At 65.6% G+C, this 17,355-nt stretch carries 19 protein-coding genes and 2 pseudogenes; 11 read left to right on the forward strand and 10 right to left on the reverse strand.

The features are described 5' to 3' along the window. The first annotated feature begins 240 nt into the window (after positions 1 to 240). Together ACWPWT_RS14870 and ACWPWT_RS14875 are read left to right on the forward strand one after the other, a co-directional pair. Positions 241 to 867: an SOS response-associated peptidase family protein gene (locus ACWPWT_RS14870; protein WP_454280329.1), complete on the forward strand. Its 627-nt coding sequence runs from the start codon at positions 241 to 243 to the stop codon at positions 865 to 867. Positions 868 to 869: 2 nt separating this feature from the next. Then, positions 870 to 1,850, forward strand: coding sequence for an MBL fold metallo-hydrolase (locus ACWPWT_RS14875; protein ID WP_454280330.1), 981 nt, complete (start codon positions 870 to 872; stop codon positions 1,848 to 1,850). Here ACWPWT_RS14875 and ACWPWT_RS14880 read toward each other — a convergent pair. After that, positions 1,847 to 2,677: an aldo/keto reductase gene (locus ACWPWT_RS14880; RefSeq protein ID WP_454280331.1), complete on the reverse strand. Its 831-nt coding sequence runs from the start codon at positions 2,675 to 2,677 to the stop codon at positions 1,847 to 1,849. The two genes, ACWPWT_RS14875 and ACWPWT_RS14880, sit on opposite strands and share 4 nt — an antisense overlap. Before the next feature lie 116 nt (positions 2,678 to 2,793). Between ACWPWT_RS14880 and dinB the strand changes: the two genes are divergently transcribed. From dinB to ACWPWT_RS14910, 6 genes and pseudogenes are all read left to right on the forward strand, one after another. Beyond that, positions 2,794 to 3,876 carry a DNA polymerase IV gene (dinB, locus tag ACWPWT_RS14885; RefSeq protein WP_454280332.1) on the forward strand — a complete coding sequence of 361 codons (1,083 nt, stop codon included), beginning with the start codon at positions 2,794 to 2,796 and terminating at the stop codon, positions 3,874 to 3,876. After that, a complete protein-coding gene (locus ACWPWT_RS14890) occupies positions 3,876 to 4,436 on the forward strand; it encodes an alpha-ketoglutarate-dependent dioxygenase AlkB (RefSeq protein ID WP_454280333.1) in 561 nt (186 codons plus the stop codon). Before dinB ends, ACWPWT_RS14890 begins: the two co-directional genes overlap by 1 nt. A 497-nt stretch (positions 4,437 to 4,933) precedes the next feature. Next, the gene (locus ACWPWT_RS14895; RefSeq protein WP_454280334.1) at positions 4,934 to 5,386 is read left to right on the forward strand and encodes a hypothetical protein; all 453 of its coding nucleotides are present in this window, start codon (positions 4,934 to 4,936) and stop codon (positions 5,384 to 5,386) included. 24 nt (positions 5,387 to 5,410) lie between these two features. Next, positions 5,411 to 6,168, forward strand: a protein-coding gene (locus ACWPWT_RS14900; protein WP_454280335.1) for an IS5 family transposase whose coding sequence is annotated in 2 segments (ribosomal slippage) — positions 5,411 to 5,744 and positions 5,744 to 6,168 — 759 coding nt in all. Because the reading frame shifts where the segments join, the coding sequence is not laid out codon by codon here. Positions 6,169 to 6,196: 28 nt separating this feature from the next. After that, positions 6,197 to 6,346, forward strand: coding sequence for a DUF2269 family protein (locus tag ACWPWT_RS14905; protein ID WP_454280981.1), 150 nt, complete (start codon positions 6,197 to 6,199; stop codon positions 6,344 to 6,346). Positions 6,347 to 6,687: 341 nt separating this feature from the next. Continuing rightward, a pseudogene (locus tag ACWPWT_RS14910) lies at positions 6,688 to 6,864 on the forward strand (DUF4166 domain-containing protein); the annotation flags it as partial. 69 nt (positions 6,865 to 6,933) lie between these two features. Here ACWPWT_RS14910 and ACWPWT_RS14915 read toward each other — a convergent pair. Together ACWPWT_RS14915 and ACWPWT_RS14920 are read right to left on the reverse strand one after the other, a co-directional pair. Beyond that, a pseudogene (locus ACWPWT_RS14915) lies at positions 6,934 to 7,332 on the reverse strand (aldo/keto reductase); the annotation flags it as partial. An 81-nt stretch (positions 7,333 to 7,413) separates the two neighbouring features. Next, complete coding sequence (locus tag ACWPWT_RS14920) at positions 7,414 to 7,695, reverse strand: DUF427 domain-containing protein (RefSeq protein ID WP_454280336.1); 282 nt, start codon at positions 7,693 to 7,695, stop codon at positions 7,414 to 7,416. A 130-nt stretch (positions 7,696 to 7,825) separates the two neighbouring features. On the opposite strand from ACWPWT_RS14920, the gene ACWPWT_RS14925 reads away from it, so the two are divergent. Both ACWPWT_RS14925 and ACWPWT_RS14930 read left to right on the forward strand, forming a co-directional pair. After that, positions 7,826 to 8,008, forward strand: a complete 183-nt coding sequence (locus ACWPWT_RS14925) for a hypothetical protein (RefSeq protein ID WP_028966278.1) — start codon at positions 7,826 to 7,828, stop codon at positions 8,006 to 8,008. 5 nt (positions 8,009 to 8,013) lie between these two features. Further along, complete coding sequence (locus tag ACWPWT_RS14930; protein ID WP_454280337.1) at positions 8,014 to 8,664, forward strand: UPF0149 family protein; 651 nt, start codon at positions 8,014 to 8,016, stop codon at positions 8,662 to 8,664. Between the two features lie 228 nt (positions 8,665 to 8,892). Here the strand turns inward: ACWPWT_RS14930 and ACWPWT_RS14935 are convergent, their stop codons facing one another. The 3 genes from ACWPWT_RS14935 to ACWPWT_RS14945 all read right to left on the reverse strand — a co-directional run bounded on the left by ACWPWT_RS14935 (position 8,893) and on the right by ACWPWT_RS14945 (position 11,025). Then, positions 8,893 to 9,552, reverse strand: coding sequence for a TonB-dependent receptor domain-containing protein (locus ACWPWT_RS14935; RefSeq protein ID WP_454280982.1), 660 nt, complete (start codon positions 9,550 to 9,552; stop codon positions 8,893 to 8,895). Then, complete coding sequence (locus ACWPWT_RS14940; protein WP_454280338.1) at positions 9,553 to 9,738, reverse strand: hypothetical protein; 186 nt, start codon at positions 9,736 to 9,738, stop codon at positions 9,553 to 9,555. A gap of 115 nt (positions 9,739 to 9,853) precedes the next feature. Further along, a protein-coding gene (locus ACWPWT_RS14945) for an IS3 family transposase (RefSeq protein ID WP_454280339.1) occupies positions 9,854 to 11,025 on the reverse strand; the annotation gives its coding sequence in 2 pieces (ribosomal slippage) (positions 9,854 to 10,761 and positions 10,761 to 11,025; 1,173 coding nt in all). A 78-nt stretch (positions 11,026 to 11,103) separates the two neighbouring features. Between ACWPWT_RS14945 and ACWPWT_RS14950 the strand changes: the two genes are divergently transcribed. Continuing rightward, on the forward strand, positions 11,104 to 11,616 hold the full coding sequence (locus tag ACWPWT_RS14950; protein WP_454280340.1) for a dioxygenase family protein: 513 nt from the start codon (positions 11,104 to 11,106) through the stop codon (positions 11,614 to 11,616). Positions 11,617 to 11,812: 196 nt separating this feature from the next. Here the strand turns inward: ACWPWT_RS14950 and ACWPWT_RS14955 are convergent, their stop codons facing one another. From ACWPWT_RS14955 to ACWPWT_RS14970, 4 genes are read right to left on the reverse strand one after another with little or no spacing between them, the layout of a single operon-like run. Then, on the reverse strand, positions 11,813 to 13,606 hold the full coding sequence (locus ACWPWT_RS14955; RefSeq protein ID WP_454280341.1) for an ABC transporter ATP-binding protein: 1,794 nt from the start codon (positions 13,604 to 13,606) through the stop codon (positions 11,813 to 11,815). After that, positions 13,603 to 14,406 (reverse strand): ABC transporter permease, encoded by an 804-nt coding sequence (locus tag ACWPWT_RS14960; RefSeq protein ID WP_454280342.1) that lies wholly within the window; start codon positions 14,404 to 14,406, stop codon positions 13,603 to 13,605. Before ACWPWT_RS14960 ends, ACWPWT_RS14955 begins: the two co-directional genes overlap by 4 nt. After that, positions 14,403 to 15,365, reverse strand: a complete 963-nt coding sequence (locus ACWPWT_RS14965) for an ABC transporter permease (RefSeq protein WP_454280343.1) — start codon at positions 15,363 to 15,365, stop codon at positions 14,403 to 14,405. Before ACWPWT_RS14965 ends, ACWPWT_RS14960 begins: the two co-directional genes overlap by 4 nt. After that, positions 15,362 to 16,924: an ABC transporter substrate-binding protein gene (locus ACWPWT_RS14970; RefSeq protein WP_454280344.1), complete on the reverse strand. Its 1,563-nt coding sequence runs from the start codon at positions 16,922 to 16,924 to the stop codon at positions 15,362 to 15,364. Before ACWPWT_RS14970 ends, ACWPWT_RS14965 begins: the two co-directional genes overlap by 4 nt. Between the last annotated feature and the right edge of the window lie 431 nt (positions 16,925 to 17,355).

Genomic DNA, 17,355 nt, shown 5'->3' on the forward strand with positions numbered 1-17,355 from the left:
CACGTCCGCGTCTTCGATGCGGTTGCGCTCTGGTGGATGTTTCACCGGCGAGGTTGGGACGGGACGCTGGGTGTGGTTGCTCGACGGCTATGTTGCTCGGCATGCCAGGCGGAAGGACGCATCCAGCGTCCCCATGTGTTGATCGGGCGTGACCAGCCCACCGGCGCTTCTCTGCCCTATCCGGACGCCGCGACGTGGAAGAAGCTTGTCTCGCGCTGCCGGTCGTGATCGAACAGGCGAATGTGTAATCTTTACAATATCCAGGTCGATCCTCGCAGCTATTTCGACGCGCTTGCCGCGGTCGACGACGCGAGCAACACGCTGGAGATCGAGAAGGATTACGCAGCGCCGGGAAAGCCCGGCTATGTCGTTCGTGTCGAGGAGGGCCGACGGGTGCTCAGCACCATGCGCTGGGGCTTCCCGACCCGCAAACCGCGCAAGCGGCCAGCGCACGAGGGGGAACTGCCCTTTCTCTACGACTGGTGGACGAACGCCCGGAACATGCAGAGCAACATGTGGAAGCCGTGGCTGCTAAAGGCCGAGCATCGTTGTCTTGTGCCCTTTACCCGCTTCTCCGAACCCAAGGCCGCCGCCGATCGGCAGGCACCCGGCGACACCAACTGGTGGTTTACCGTCGAGGATCAGGCGGTGCCGTGCTTCGCCGGGCTATGGAAGGTCGATCAGGATCATGACCGGGTCTATGCCTTCTGCACGACCGAGCCCAATCCGCTGGTGGCGCCCAAGCACCCCAAGGCGATGCCGGTGATCCTGCTGGCCGAAGATCAGGAACGCTGGCTGACCGCCCCGGTCGAGGACGCGCTCAGCTTGCTGACGGCCTATCCCTCGCAGCTGATGAGCGTCGCCTGACCATGGCCCGCAACCGCTATTATGACGGTCCGCCGAGTGATCACTACGACGGCACGCGCTTCTTCAACCCGGGGCAGGCCAGCACCGACCGGGGCCTGCGCGCGGTGCTCCGCTGGAAGCTGGCGGGCGGTGCCGCCAAGTGGCCGAAGTCAGTGCCGGTCACGCCCGCACGACCCGAGCCGCGCGTGGATGGCCTGTGCGTGACGATGGTCGGCCATGCGTCGCTGTTGATCCAGGTGGCGGGGGTCAACATCCTCACCGACCCGGTCTGGTCGAAGCGCGCCAGCCCGTTCCGCCGCGTCGGACCGAAGCGGGTGACCGCGCCGGGGATCGCGTTCGAGGATCTGCCGCCGATCGATGTCGTGCTGCTGAGCCATGCCCATTACGACCATCTCGACCTCGACACGTTGCGGCGCCTCCACGCCGCGCACAATCCCCTAATGGCGATGCCGCTCGGCAATGATGCGGTCGTCCGGGCAGCGGTACCGGCCGCGCGATGCGTGACCGGCGACTGGTGGGACCGGCTCGACCTCGGCGGCGGCCTCGCGACAACGCTGACCCCGGCCAACCACTGGTCGAACCGCTGGCCGAGCGACACGCGCATGACGCTGTGGAGTGGGCATTATCTCGACACGCCTTCCGGGACGATCTGGTTCGTCGGCGACACCGGCTATGGCGATGGACGCATCTTTAGCGAAGTTCGCGAGCGGCTCGGCGCACCCGACGTCGTGCTGATCCCGATTGGCGCCTATGCCCCGCGATGGTTCATGGCCGCACAGCATGTCGATCCAGCCGAGGCGGTGCGGATCTTCAAGGACGTCGGGGCAGGGCGCGCGCTCGGCATCCATTGGGGGACCTTCCAGCTGACCGACGAGGCCCGCGAAGCACCGGTCGAGGAACTGGCGATAGCGCTGGACGAGGCGCACATCGCCCCGGACCGCTTCGTCGCGGCGGACGCGGGTGGGGTCTACCGCTTCGGCTAAAGCATCTCCAAGGGCACGCGTCCCTTGGGGGCCGGGAATAGTTCATCGAGGCGAGCGAGGGCATCCGCATCGAGCGTCAGGTCGGCCGCCGCTCGGTTCTCCCGCACATGCGCGCTGCGCCCGGCCTTGGGGATGGCGATGACATCACCCTGCGCCAGCAGCCAGGCCAGTGCCACCTGGGCCGGCGAAGCACTGAGTTCGTCGGCGAGCGTGCGCAATCCTGGATGCGCGACGAGGCGCCCCTGCTCGACCGGGCTGTAGGCCATGGTCGCCATGCCGCGTTCCGCGAGCCAGGGCAGGAGGTCGTGCTCGGGGCCGCGCCGCGTCAGATTGTAGAGGATCTGGTCGGTCGCGCACGCTGCGCCGCCGCTGGCGACCAGCTCCTCCATATCGTGGGTATCGAGATTGCTGACGCCCCAGCGCAGGATCTTGCCCTCTTCGACCAGCCGCTCCATCGCCTCCACAGTCTCTGCCAGCGGCACGCTGCCGCGCCAATGCAGCAGGTAGAGATCGAGCCGATCGGTACCGAGCCGCGCCAGACTGGCCTCACACGCGCGGGGCAGGCGATCACGCGACGCATTCTGCGGATAGGCCTTGCTGACCAGGAAGATGTCGTCGCGCCGACCCTCAATTGCCTCGCCGACCAACCGTTCGGACTCGCCATCGGCATACATTTCCGCGGTATCGATCAGCGTCAGGCCGAGGTCGACGCCCTCCCGCAAGGCGGCAATCTCCTCCGCGCGTCGGCGGCGATCCTCCGCCATCATCCAGGTGCCTTGGCCAAGCGCGGGGACGGCGGTGCCGTCGGGCAAGCGGATCGTCTTCATGCCGAACCCAACGTCTCATGGTAATTTCCGAGCCACGGCAAACTCGTAGGCAGTCCTCCGCGTGGATGCGCAGGCGCATGTTCCCAATTCGTTCCGAGTCGGGTAAGCTCGGGTCCATGGTCACGCGTAAGATCATCCATGTCGATATGGACGCATTCTTTGCGTCGGTAGAGCAACGTGACGATTCGACGCTTCGCGGCAAGCCGGTCGCGGTCGGCTCCGCCGCGGCGCGCGGCGTGGTCGCAGCGGCGAGCTATAAGGCGCGCTCGTTCGGCGTGCGGTCGGCCCTGCCGTCGGTCACGGCGCTGCGTCGCTGTCCCGACCTGATCTTCGTGCGGCCGCGGTTCGAGGTCTATCGCGATGTCTCCCGCCAGATCCACGCGATCTTTGCGCGCTACACCGACCTGATCCAGCCGCTCTCGCTCGACGAGGCCTATCTCGACGTGACTGCCGACAAGCAGGGGGTGGGGACCGCGTGGCGCACCGCCAAGGCGATCCGCGCCGACATCCTTGCCGAGACGGGGCTGACGGCGTCGGCCGGCATTTCCTATAACAAGTTCCTCGCCAAGCTCGCCTCCGACCACCGCAAGCCCAATGGCCAGTTCGCGGTCACGCCCGAGATGGGCGGGGCCTGGGTCGAGACGCTGCCGGTCTGCCGCTTCCATGGCGTCGGACCGGTCACGGCCGCGAAGATGAAGCGGCTTGGCATCGAGACGGGGGCCGACCTCAAGGCCAAGTCGATGGCCTTCCTCCAGCAGCATTTCGGCAGCTCGGCGGAATGGTACCACGCCATCGCGCGCGGACAGGATGACCGACCCGTCAACCCCAACCGGGTCCGCAAGTCGTCCGGCTCGGAGACCACTTTCGACCGCGACCTGATCGAAGCAGCGGAGATCGAGGTCGGAGTGCTCAAGATGGCGGATGATGTCTGGGCGTGGTGCGAAGGCCGTCAGGCGTTCGGCCGCACGGTCACGGTGAAGGTCAAATATGGCGACTTCCACCAGATCACACGCCGACGCAGCCAGCCGATGGTCGTCGCGACGCGAGAGGCGCTGCACCGGGCCGCGCTCGACCTGATCCGATCAGTCCTGCCGAACCAGAGGGGCATTCGGCTGGTCGGCGTGACGGTATCCAACTTTGCCGAGGCGCATACCGAGGCGGTCGACGAACTGCCGATCTTCGTGGAGGCGGCGGCCTGATGCTCGACCTGTTTGATGCGCCCGCTTTGCCCGGCCTCACCACTCGCCATGATCTGATCAGCCTCACGGAAGAGCGGATGCTGATCGATCGCATCGATGCGACCGATCTGGCTCCCTTCCGGTTCCAGGGCTGGACCGGCAAGCGGCTGACCATGTCGTTCGGCTGGAGCTATGATTTCGAAATTGGGCGGCCCAAGGACGCTCCACCGATCCCGGACTGGCTGCGGCCGTTTCGTGACCGGGCGGCCAGCTTTGCGGGGCTCGACGCCGACGCTCTGATCCAGGCGCTGTTGATCCGCTACGATCCCGGCGCCGGGATCGGCTGGCACCGCGACCGACCGATCTATGGGCATGTCCTCGGCATTTCGCTTGGCGAGCCGGCCGTCATGCGTTTTCGGAAGCGGCGTGCCGACGGGTTCGATCGCGTTTCTGTGCCGCTCGATCCGCGCGGCGGCTATCACATGACCGGCCCCGCTCGGCACGACTGGGAGCACAGCATCGCTCCGCTGACGCGACCGCGCTGGTCGATCACGTTCCGGAGCCTGGCGGATCGGTCATGATCTGCACCAATGCTACTGGGGCATCGTATTCCGTCGCCCAAGCGCAGCGGTCATGATGTTCCCGACTTGAGTGAAAGGCTCATGATCTTCAGGATTTCGCGTAGCGACACGGGGCGCCCACGCCCCGCCCGAGGCGGCGAAGCCGCGACCCCCGCGTTAGCGCTGGCAACGCGAGAGCGGTGCCACCTCGGCGCGTCAGCGCCGATCCAAGCGGCGCCAAAGGCGCCGCCGCACACAATTTTGTCGCGCCGTTAGGTGCGTCAAATTGTAGGTATTGCGCCTGTCTTGAGTGGGCGAAGGAGCTGTGGCGACACTCCTTCGCCGAGTGGTTTGGAAGACGACCGCTTTGACGAAGGGTATTCGCGATAGGTCTTCGCCGACGTTGCACCTTATCTGCGCCGCTATGGTCGGCGCTTTTCCATGCTGCTCAGAAAATTTTTGCGCGATTTCGCTTCGAATCCTACAAAGTGGTTTGTTTGCCTTTTTCAGGTGAGGCCATGTCGATTTGGAGGATTATCGAAGACGACGCACTCAGCGGTGTCCTTGCGGGGATCGCGGAAGCGGTACGGCAGCGGGAGGAGCTTACCAGAGTCATCGCGGATGCCTCGGCGGATCGGCTTGCTAATCTGACGCCCCAAGAGAAGATGGAGGCTAAGCGGAAGGCCAAGGCCGCCAAGCAGACCCTGCAAAATCCACGGGGGCGCAAGGCGTCGCTTGCGCAGGAAGAAGCGGACCTGACCAAGGCGCTGAATAAGCTCCTTATCGAACACCGGCCGGACTTGGGCAATATGGTAAAGGTCGTCGTTGAGGCGCTGATCCTCGGCACCCAGATCGATGAGATCCGAAAAGAGCGCGCCGAGGTCAAGGCGAAGCCGACGCTGACCCGAAAGGACAGCGCGGCTCTGAAGGCGCTAGGGTCAGGACCCATTGATGTCAGCGTCGCGATCTGATTCAGGCTCCGCAAGGAGACCGGAATGAGCGACCTGTTTTGGCTGACGGATGAGCAGATCGGGCGGCTGCGGCCGTTCTTTCCAAAGAGCCATGGGAAGCCACGGGTGGACGATCGGCGGGTGCTGAGCGGCATCGTGTTCGTCAACAAGAACGGGCTGCGCTGGCGTGATGCGCCGAGCGCCTACGGCCCGCACAAGACGCTATACAATCGGTGGAAGCGTTGGGGCGAGGCCGGTGTGTTCACACGCATGATGGAGGGGTTGGCGACTGCAAGCGCGCAGCCAGGAACGGTCATGATCGACGCGACCTACTTGAAGGCGCACCGCACGGCATCGAGCCTGCGGGTTAAAAAGGGGATCTTGGCCGCCTGATCGGCCGCACCAAAGGCGGCATGAACACCAAGCTCCATGCCGTCGCCGATGCGAACGGACGCCCGCTGAGCTTCTTCATGACCGCAGGCCAGGTCAGCGACTACACCGGCGCGGCAGCGCTGCTCGATGACCTGCCCAAGGCACAATGGCTGCTTGGCGACCGCGGCTATGACGCGGACTGGTTCAGGGACGCTCTCCAGGCCAAAGGCATCCAGCCCTGCATCCCGGGCCGCAATTCGCGCAACGAGCCTGTCCGGTACGACAAGCGCCGCTATCGGCGCCGCAGCCGCATCGAGATCATGTTCGGCCGTCTGAAGGACTGGCGTCGCGTCGCTACGCGCTACGACCGCTGCCCCACCGCCTTCTTCTCGGCCATCGCCCTCGCAGCCACCGTCATCTTCTGGCTGTAATCAACGAGTCCTGACCCTAGCGACGTCGATCGCGCTCTATCTGATGGTCGGAGCCTGCTGGTTGCCGGTGGTCGGCATCCAGATCCAGATGCGCCGCATAGCTGACGCCACCCCGTCCGACATGCCGCTACCGGCGCGCTATTTCCAGCTGTCGCGGATGTGGTTCCTGCTCGGCTGACCGGCGTTTATCGGGGTGATCGTCATCTTCTGGCTGATGGTGACCAAACCGGAGTTCGTGTGGTGACCCAGCCCCTGTTCCGTCGTCTCCTCGGCAGCACGATCAATGACCTATCACCCGTGCTGCGCGATGCGCATGATAGTCGGATCGACCAGCGCTGGCGCGGCGTGGCGCAGGTCGAGACGCACCCGAACCCGCTAGCCCGGCTGCTCTGCCGGATAATGCGCCTGCCCGCCGCCGGGATGGCCATCCCGGTCAAGGTCCGGTTTTAGCGGCGCGGCACCGCCGAACACTGGCACCGCGATTTCGCCGGACGTCGCTACCACAGCACTCTCGTCGAGCTTGACGGATTGACGATCGAACGGATGGGCATGGCGACCAACATCTTCCGCGTGTCGGTGGAAGACGGCGCACTCCGGTTGGACCTGATCGGCTTTAGGTTCCTCGGCGTTCCGCTGCCTTCCGCCCTGGGCCCGCATTGTCACGCCCGCGAACATGGAAACGACGGGCGCTATGTATTCGACGTGCCCGTCGACCTCTGGCCCTTCAGCCAGATCATCCGCTACACTGGCCGGATGGTGCGGATCGATGCCCGCCGCAACCAGCCGCTCCATCGCCTCAACCGTCTCGGCCAGCGGCACGCGTCCACGCCAATGCAGCAGGTACAGGTCGAGCCGGTCGGTCCCGAGCCGTTCGAGGCTCGCCTCGCACGCCTGGGGCAGCCGGTCGCGTAAGGCATTCTGCGGATAGGCCTTGCTGACGAGGAACACCTCATTGCGCACGCTCGCGATCGCCTCACCAACGAGGCGCTCGGACTCGCCATCGGCATACATCTCGGCGGTGTCGATCAGGGTCAGGCCGAGTGACAGCCCCTCGCGCAGCGCGGCGATCTCGTCCGATCGGCGGGCGGGGTCCTCCGCCATCATCCAAGTGCCTTGGCCAAGCGCGGGGACGGTCATGCCGTCGGGAAAGCGGATCGTCTTCATGCGACGATCAACGTTCGACCCAGCGCATCGGCCCAAGTTCCGGTTCGTGACGCCGCGCGCAGCCGTTGCGGCGCAGCCAGGTCAGCCGACCGTGACCCCTTTCCAAAAGGCGATGCGTCCGCGAATGTTTTCCGCTTCGGGCTTGGGGTCGGGGTAATACCAGGCGGCGTCGGGATTGTCGGCGCCCGCGACGTGCAGGCTGTAATAATGCGCCGTTCCCTTCCACGGGCAGACCGTCGTCGTGCCGCTCGGTCGCAAGAGTGCGGTGTCTACGCTCTGCTCGGGGAAATAGTGGTTGCCCTCAACGATGACCGTATCGTCGCTATCGGCGATCCGTACGCCGTTCCATCGTGCTTCCACCATCATGCGTCTCCTGACGCCGATGGACGTCGGTACTCGATCTATGTCTGTCAAGATCATGCCTGGGGACATTCAACGGGGCGGTGTCAAAGCCGACCGATCCTGTTACCGGACCGCTATGTTGAGAACCCGCATGAAGCGCATCGCCGCCAGGACGGAACACGAGCTTCAACGCCTCGCTGCCATCGAGGCGGCGGTGGCGGCGTTGGGCGATGAGGATCTGCTGGACTTCGCCGACATTTTCGCCGCGGGCGATCAGACGCCGCTGCGTGTCATGGCGGAGGATCAGATGCGTCGGCGCGGCCTCAGCCTGTGAGGAAAATGCCATCCCGCTTCCGGCGTCTCGATGGTGCCCTGGCGGACCTCCCGGTCGAAGAGCCGATGCTGCTCACCGAGCTTGACGGTTTCCTGACCGGACTTATCGCCTGTCCCGAGCCGATCCCGGTCGACGAGTGGATGACGGTCATATGGGGCGTCGAGGTCGATGGCGTTCCGCCCTTCGACGATCCTCTCGACGTGCAATGGTTCGTCAAAGCGGTTGCGGCGCGCCGCGACGAGATCGCGCGCGACCTGTCCTGCGGAAAGTTGCAGCCGATCCTCGACGTCGACGAGCGGGATGGCGAGGTCCTGTGGGAATATTGGATCGACGGCTTTTCTGACGCGGTCGCATTGCGCCCGGACGCGTGGGACGCGGCGGCGGCCGATGCCGGATGGGCCGATCCATGGCACCGCCTGCTGGCGCTGATCGCGATCGCGCGGGGCGAAAGCGAGCTCGACAGCGTCGAGATCAACGCCTTCCAGGACCGTGCGGTGTCCGAGCTGACAGACACGGTCCAGCGCCTCTACGCGGCCCGGGCAGGCGGCGGCGAGGCGAAGCCGATTGCCGTGGATGCGATTGTGGGGGCAAAGATCGGCCGCAACGATCCGTGTCCTTGCGGATCGGGTAAGAAGTACAAGCATTGCTGCGCTTGACCGGAGCCATTGCGCGCTGATCGCCAGCGACCGCGCGGTGGGGCTCTTGCCGGCATAGCCGCCTGAAGGACCGCCGAACCTGAAACCGCACTTCGGTCCGCCTGGCTCGCTGTTGAGGCCAAGGATAACGTACCGGTCTGTCCCTGCGACCCCGATCGTCGTGCCGATCACCGATCGCGATCTCGGAAGGGCGGGGGACGGCTTCTGCAAGCCGTCCGCCGATGCCGATCACATGCGTAAGCGGATCGTCCCGCCGATGGTGCGCGGATCGCTGGGGGTGCCGACAATGAGGCCCGAATTGCCCGCCTGGATCGTCAGGTTCTGGATATAGTCGGCGTCGAGCAGGTTGCGCGCCCAGACGATCAGTTCCAGCCCGTCCGCGAAGCGATAGCCGATATTGGCGTTGGTCAGGTTGTAGCCGCGGATATAGGTGAAGCGGGACAGGCTGGGGTCGCCGTTGAAGCCGCTGCGCGAGGCGGTGTCGATATGGACGAAGACCTGCCCGTCGCCCACCGGCCGCTGGTAATCCAGCCCGGCGGTGATCGCGAAGCGCGGCAGCGAGGCGAGGCGACGACCTGTCAGGCTGCACCGCGTCGTGGCGGCGGTCTGGACCTCCAGCGGGCATGGACCGGCGGGGTAGTCGGTATATTCCCCGTCCGAATAGGCGACGCTGGTTCGCGCGCTGAGGCCCGGCAGGATCAGCGCGGTCACGTCCGCCTCGATCCCCTTCACCGTCACCTGTGGAATGTTCGACAGGTAGCCGCGCAGCTGCACGGTCTGGGTCAGCGAGTTCTCGACGACGGTCGCTTGGAAGTCACGGACCTTGGTGTAGAAGCCGTCGATGTTGAAGATCAGCCGGTTGTCGAACAGCGTGTTCTTGACACCGATCTAATAGGTTTCGTTGCGCTCCCGCCGCACGACGGCGGTCGCCAGTACCGGCCGGTTGTTGCTGTCGAGCGGCAGGCCCGACATGTTGATCCCGCCCGATTTGAAGCCGCGCGCATAGCTCGCATAGGCCATCGTCGTGTCGGTTATCCAATTGGGAGCGATGGCGGATTGACCCTTCACCTCCATCGCGAACGCCCGCGTCCGTCAGAATCCCATCGTCAACCTGCACGCCACCTTCATATTCCTCGATGCGGAAGCGGCCGCCGCTGAGCAGCCCCCACCGGGTGGTCCGGCTTGTTAGTTAGTGCATTGTCGTCTCCGCCGCCATTGCCGGGCGTAGGTGGAGCGAAGCGGAACCGGAGGCCGGTAATGGCGGTGTCACCGCTTCCGGGGCCGGCGGGCGGTAGCCCAGGCTGCTGTGCGGCCGGACGGTGTTGTAGTGACGGCGCCACGCCTCGATCAGCACCCTGGCCTCCGCGAGGCTGTAGAAAATCTCGCCATTGAGCAGTTCGTCGCGAAGCGACCCGTTGAAGCTCTCGTTATAGCCGTTCTCCCATGGCGAGCCCGGGGCGATGTAGAGCGTCTTCACGCCGATCTGGCCGAGCCAGGTCTGGACGGCGGTGGCGATGAACTCGCTGCCGTTGTCCGACCTGATGTGCGCTGGCGGACCGCGTTCGATGAACAGGTCGGCCAACGCGGCCAGCACGTCTTCGTGGCGCAGCTGACGTGACACGACCAGTGCCAGGCACTCGCGACTGGCCTCGTCGATGATGGTCAGGATGCGGAACTTGCGCCCATCGTGGGTACGCTCCTCGACGAAATCATAGGCCCAGACATGCCCCGGATACTCTGGTCGAAGCCGGATGCAGGAGCCGTCATTGAGCCAGAGCCGACCGCGTTTCGGTTGGCGCTGCGGCACTTTCAGCCCCTCGCGCCGCCAGATCCGCTCGACCCGCTTGTGGTTCACCGACCAGCCCGCCGCATGCAGCAGTGCGGTTACCCGACGGTAACCGTAGCGCCCATACTGCTTTGCCAGCGCGACGACGTCGTCGGTGAGCGCCTGCTCATCATCTGCCCCGCACGGCACTTTGCGCTGCGTTGACCGGTGCTGGCCAAGCACGCGGCACACGCGCCGCTCGGACACGGCCACCACCTCCCGGACCTGGTCGATGCAGCGCCGGCGCCGTGCGGGGCTCAGAAGTTTCCCTTCGCCGCCTCCTGCAGGATGAGCTTGTCCAGCGTTAGATCCGAAATCGCACGCCGCAGCCGGGCGTTCTCCTTCTCCAGATCCTTCATCCGACGCGCCTGATCCGTCTTCAGGCCACCATATTCCTTGCGCCAGCGATAGTAGGTCTGCTCGCTGACCGCGATCCGCCGGCATGCCTCCGCGGTCGTGCCGCCCTGGCCCAGCACGATCTCCACCTCACGCAGCTTGCCGATGATCTCCTCCGGCTTGTGCTTCTTCGCAGGCATTCGTTGTCCCTTCCTTGGTCCAGACTGTCATAGTCGATGGACCACTCAGAAGGGGGCAGCTCAATCTCGACCAGTACGGTGGCAACGGGCGTCCTGCTGAAAATCACGCTGACGCTGGCCGACGTCAACGCCAGCTGTGCACCGCTGGCCGGCTATGCGGTCTATCTGTGGCATTGCGATCGGCAGGGGCTCTATTCGCTCTATACCGCCCCGGCGGAGAGCTATTTGCGCGGCGTCCAGGTGACCGATGCCAATGGCCAGGTCAGCTTCACCACCATCTTCCCAGGATGTTATGACGGCCGCTGGCCCCATATGCATTTCGAGGTGTTCTCCAGCCTGTCGAACGCGCTGGGCGGTCGTTACGCGGTCCTGACTTCGCAGCTCGCCATGCCGAGTGCCGCCTGTTCGACCGTCTATGCCGATGCCACGACCTACCCATCGAGTGCCACGAAGTTCGCGCGCATCTCCTTGTCGAGCGACGGCATCTTCGGTGACAATAGTGCGGCACAGGTCGCCCAGCAGACACCGACGTTCACGGGCAGCCCAACGGCGGGCTACAATGCGACTGCGCTGATCGGCATCGCGCGCTGACGATCAGAGCCCTTTTATGAAGACAGGAAGCTGATCGTCACTAGCGGAGAGGTATCGCTCAAGGTGAAGGCTGTGAACGCAAGAACGGCATCGCATTCACGCGCCCGCCGGGCACTGCCACAGCCATCCCGCTCGCATTCTAGCTCTATATTCCGTTTCAGTCCCTGAGAACCGATGGCCCGCTGATCCCGGATATCTATAGTTCGGCCAGTTGACGGTGGCAGGCGATCAGCCGATCGTCTGCCACGCGCATGGGTGCGCGCGTCCGGTCGCAAGTGCCGGGAATCGCCAGCGCGCAGCGGCTGAGGAAGCGACAGCCATCGGGGGTGGCTTCGGCTTGGCCGGGCACCACCGCGAAGGGATCTGCCGTCGCCTCCAGCCAACCGGCCTTCAGATGTGGCACCGACGCCATCAGCAGTCGGGCATAGGGATGGTGTGGCCCCGACTCCAGCGCCCGTGCGCCGGCCAGCTCCATCTCACACCCTCCGTACAATACCATCACGTCATCGGCGATGGCGCGCACCCGCTCGATATCGTGGGTGATGAACATATAGGCGACGCCCAGTTCGCGCCTGAGGTCGATCAGCAAATCAAGCACCGCCTCGGCGACGACCGGATCGAGGGCGGAGGTCACTTCGTCGCACAGCAGCAAATCCGGTCGCGCGGCGAGGGCACGGGCCAGGTTGACGCGCTGCTTCTGGCCGCCGGACAGTTCGCCGGGCAGCCGATCGGCGATCGCGGCGGGCAGCCTCACCAGATCGAGCAGCCGCGCCACCTCGGCCGCGCGCGTGCGACCGCGCAGCCCGTGGAAGAAGGCGAGCGGACGCCCGATAGCCTGCCCGACGCGCATCGCCGGATTGAGCGCGGTGTCGGCATTCTGGAAGACGAGCTGCACACGGCGCAGGTCCTCGCGGCTGCGTTGCGCGATGCGCGGAGCGAGCGGGACGCCGTCCAGATTGACATGGCCGAGCACGGCCGGGTGCAGTCCGGCAACGACGCGTGCGAGCGTGCTCTTGCCGCTGCCCGATTCACCGATCACCCCCAGCGCACGCCCGCGCCGGATCTTGAGACTGACCTTATCGAGGATACAGGCCTTGGGCCGTCCCGCGGCGTCGACTCCGCCATAGCCGGCAACCACATCGCGCAGTTCGAGCAGCGGCGCTTCCCCGGGGCCGGGTGGGGGTAGGGCGATGGGTTCCGCCGGGACGCGCGGCGCGGCCGCCCCGACCAGCGCGCGGCTATATTCATGCGTGGGCGCGTGCAGGATCTGGTCGGCCGGGCCCTGTTCCTGCACGGTCCCGCCGCGCAGCACGCAGATGCGGTCGGCGATCTGCGCGACGACGGCGAGGTCGTGGCTGACATAGACGGCGGTGGTGCCAAGCTCGCGCACGACGGCCTTGAACGCCTTCAGCACTTCAATCTGCGTGGTGACGTCGAGCGCGGTGGTCGGTTCGTCGAAGATCACCAACGCCGGATCGGTGATCAGCGCCATCGCCGCCATCAGGCGCTGGAGCTGCCCACCCGAGACCTGATGCGGATAGCGGTCGCCCACCGTGTCCGGGTTGGGCAGGGCGAGCGCACGGAACAGCCCCCTTGCCTTTGCCTCCGCGGCGGGGCGGTCCATCAGGCCGTGCACCAGCGCGGGCTCGATCACCTGGCGCATGATCGTCAGCATCGGGTTGAAGGCTGCGGCTGCGCTTTGCGCGACATAGGCGACGACGCGTCCCCGCAACGCGCGCAATTGGGCCTCGTCCATGCGATCGATGCGGTGGCCCGCAACCTCGATCTCGCCTCCGGTGATCCGGCAACCGGACCGGGCATAGCCGAGCAACGCCAAGGCGATCGTCGTCTTGCCGGACCCCGACTCGCCGATCAGCGCGAGGACTTCACCGGGTGCCACGCACAGGTCTATGTTGCGGACGATGGGTGTTTCGCCGCCGTCCTTGCAGGCGGCGATCTCCAGGCCGGCCAGGCGCACCAACGCGGTCATCGTGTCCCCTTTCGTCCGCCGGTCAGCGTATCGATCGTCAGGTTCAATCCCACGGTCAGCGCCGCCAGCGCGAAGGCCGGAAACAGCACCGCCGGCGCGCCGAAGCCCAGTCCTGCGATATTCTCGCGCACCAGCGCGCCGAGATCGGCATAGGGCGGCTGCACGCCAAGCCCGAGGAAGCTCAGCCCGCTGAGCAATAGCGCGACGAACACGAAGCGCAGCCCGAAATCGGCGGCGAGCGGCCCGATCAGGTTCGGCAGGATCTCGCGCAGGATGATATGGCTCAGCCCTTCGCCGCGCGACCGCGCGACGGTGACGAAATCCAGCGCGGCGACGTTGAGTGCCAGCGCGCGCGCGGTTCGGAATGCTCCCGGTGTATACACCACCGCCAGCGTGCCGATCAGCACGGGGATCGACGCGCCGAGCGAGGTGATGACGACCAGCCCGAACATCAGGCTGGGGATCGCGATGACGATGTCGAACAGGCGGCTCAGTACCGTGTCGATCCAGCCGCCGCTTGCCGCCATCAATCCGAAGAAGATGCCGATCGATGCCGCGATCACGGTCGCGGCGAGGGAGATGAAAACGGTGTAGCGCGTCGCCGCCAGCACGCGGCTGAGCACGTCGCGACCGAGATAATCGGTACCGAGCGGAAAGGCGGCGCTGCTCGGGCTGAACACGTCCAGATCGACCACGGCGCCGATCGGGTGCGGCGCCAGCACCGGGCCGACCAGTGCTGCCGCCAGCGCGACGCCGACGAGGGTCGCACCGACCGCGAGCGCGATGCCGGGCCGCCTCATTGGTGACGCAGCCGCGGGTTGGCGAGGATCGCCACGATATCGGCGGCGGTCACGAGGAACAGATAGGAAGCGCTGAAGATCATGGCGACGGTCTGCACCAGGGGCATGTCCCGCGTCGCGACCGCATCCACCATGAGGCGGGCGACACCGGGATAGTTGAAGATCACCTCGATCACGATCACCCCGCCGAGCAGCGATGACAGGCTGAGCGCGACGGCATTGGCGATCGGGCCGATCGCATTGGGCAGTGCATGCCCGAGCACGAGGCGCCGGGCCGGGACGCCTTTCAGCCGCGCGGCCTCGACATAGCTGCTGTTGAGCGCGTCGCAAACGGCGGCGCGGGTCATGCGGATCATCTGCGCGACCGTCACGCAAGCGAGGCTCATCACCGGCAGCGCGAAGACGCGTAGCATCCCGTCGATCGAATCCACGTCGCGCAGCGAGGACAGGGCCGGCAGCCAGTGGAGCGTCACCGCGAAAATCAGTACGGCGATGGTCGCGATCAGGAATTCGGGGATAGAGACGATGCCGATCGTTGTGATCCCGACGATCCGGTCAAACGAGGTCCCGCGTTTCACCGCCGCGACGATCCCGAGCGCCAGTGCGACCGGCACCGACACCAGCGCCGTCAACCCGGCGAGCAGCAGCGAATTGGCCAGCCGCGGCGCGATCATCCCGCCGATCGATTGCCCGGTGACGAGCGACGTGCCGGGATCGCCTTGCGACAGGCCGATCAGCCAGCGCAGATAGCGATAGGCGGCCGGTTGATCGAGGTGCATGCTGGCACGCAGGCCGGCGAGCGCCTCCGGCGTCGCGCTCTGGCCCAGGAGCGCTTCGGCCGCATCCCCGCCCATCAGCAGCGACACGGCAAAGACGGCCAGTGAGACGAGGAACAGGGTGAACACCGCCGAGGCGACGCGGCCCGCAATCAGGCGCAGGACCCAGAGCGTCGCGGTCATGCGCCGTCCAGCCAGACATGCGAGGCGAAGCGATAGCCCATCAGCCCCCCCGTCGGCATCGGCCGTAATCCGCGTACCCTGGGACCAAAAGCGTCGAGCGAACTGATGAACAGCGGAATGCCGATCCCCGAATGATCATGAACCAATTGCTGCATTTCGCCGTACATCGCGCGGCGACGGCTCTCGTCGGTGTCGCCCCGCGCGAGCATCAGCAGGCGATCGAACCGTGCGTTCTCCCACCCGGATTCGTTCCAGGGCGAGTTCGACGAAAAGAATTGCGTGAAGATGATATCGGCGGTCGGCCGAGGGTTAACGTTGCCGAAGCCGATCGGCACCTTCATCCAGCTCGATGTCCAATAGCCATCGGCGGGGACCCGACGGACATCGAAGGCTATCCCGGCGCGGCGGGCCGCATCCTGCATCACCACTGCGATATCGTCCGACTTGTTGGCGGCGGTCGAGGTGACAATCGGAATCGTTGCCCCTGCCAGACCCGCCTTGCGGAACAGGAAGCCCGCGCGTTCGGGATCGAACGGACGATGCGGCACGGCGGGGTTGAAGTACGGGTCGAAGGGAGGAATCGGCTGATCGTTCGCGATCTGGGCATAGCCGCGGAAGATCGCGTCGCGCATGGTTCGGCGGTCCATCAGCAGCTTCATCGCGGTGACGAAGTCCGGGTCGCGGCCAACGCCCCGATCGACGCGGATCACGAGATCGGTGTATCCGCCCGAGGGGCTTTCCAATACGCCGAAGCCGGCGCGCTTCAATTGCTTGATGATGCGCGGATTGATCTCGTTGATCAGATCGATGTCTCCCGACATCAGCGCGTTCACGCGTGCACTGTCGTCGGCGATCGAAAAGACCTCGACCTCGCCAAGATGCGGGGACGCCCCCCAATAGTCGTCGTTGCGGACGCCGACCGAGCGAACGCCGGGATCGAATTCGCGGCAGCGGAACGGCCCGGTGCCGTTGGCGAGGCGGAAGTCGGTAGTGCCGTCCCGGATGATGAGAAAGTGGGGAATGCCGAGCATGATCGGCAGGTCGGCATTCGGCCCGTTCAGCGTGACCCGCACCTGGTCCTCGCCGATCGCGCGGACCTCGGCCATCTGTTCGGCGAACACGCGTGCCTTCGAACCGATGGCCGGGTCGCGATGCCGTTTGAGCGAATATACGACATCGCGCGCGGTGAGCAGAGTGCCGTCGTGGAAGCGCACGCCGCGACGAAGCTTTATCGTCCATTCGCGCGCGTCACGCGTCTCGATCGCCTCGGCGAGCGCCATTTGCGGTCGCGAATGCGCGTCGATGACGGTCAGGCCATCATAAAACATTGCGTTGCGGCAATAATCGATAGCGACGCTCTGCTTTGCGGGATCGAGCGTGTCAGCGGTCGAACTCGTCGCCGTCGCCACACGCAGCCGTCCGCCCTTGACCGGCGCGCGCGCGACCGGGAGATTGCATCCGGCCAGACCGGCGGTCATCATGCCGGCACCCGCCGCACGCAACAAGCCTCGTCGACTGATGCCGTGGGCGATCCCGTCCGGTGCGACCATGTCGATCATGCGCGTTTGCGTCCCATGTCGTGACAATGGCAGGATGGAACGAAATTTTCTTGCCTATCGATGTGGCCGGGCGGCGGATGCTGCGGATTCGTCGAGCCGACGCCGCATACCGTGCCAGTGCGGGATAGGGGTGGGCTGGCCGGTCCGGCGGCGCGCGCAGACCACCGGATCATGCGATGCGGCAGGATATTGCGGGCCGCATGACGATCCCCAAGGATCGCAATTGGTCGTCCATCGCACGCGGGGGCGACTACGCTACTTGGGAGATAGAGAATACAGCATGGGGTGATCCCCGATCGCTGTGGCTTCGGGAGGGCGATCAAGGGCCGAACGCGCCCCCTTCCGCAACCTCTTCATACCATCATTGAATCGGACAGGGGCGGGCGGGGGCTTGCGGCAGAATATGCCGTGTGCCCGACAAGTTTGGCAGG

The organism is Sphingomonas sp. Marseille-Q8236 (assembly GCF_965112005.1).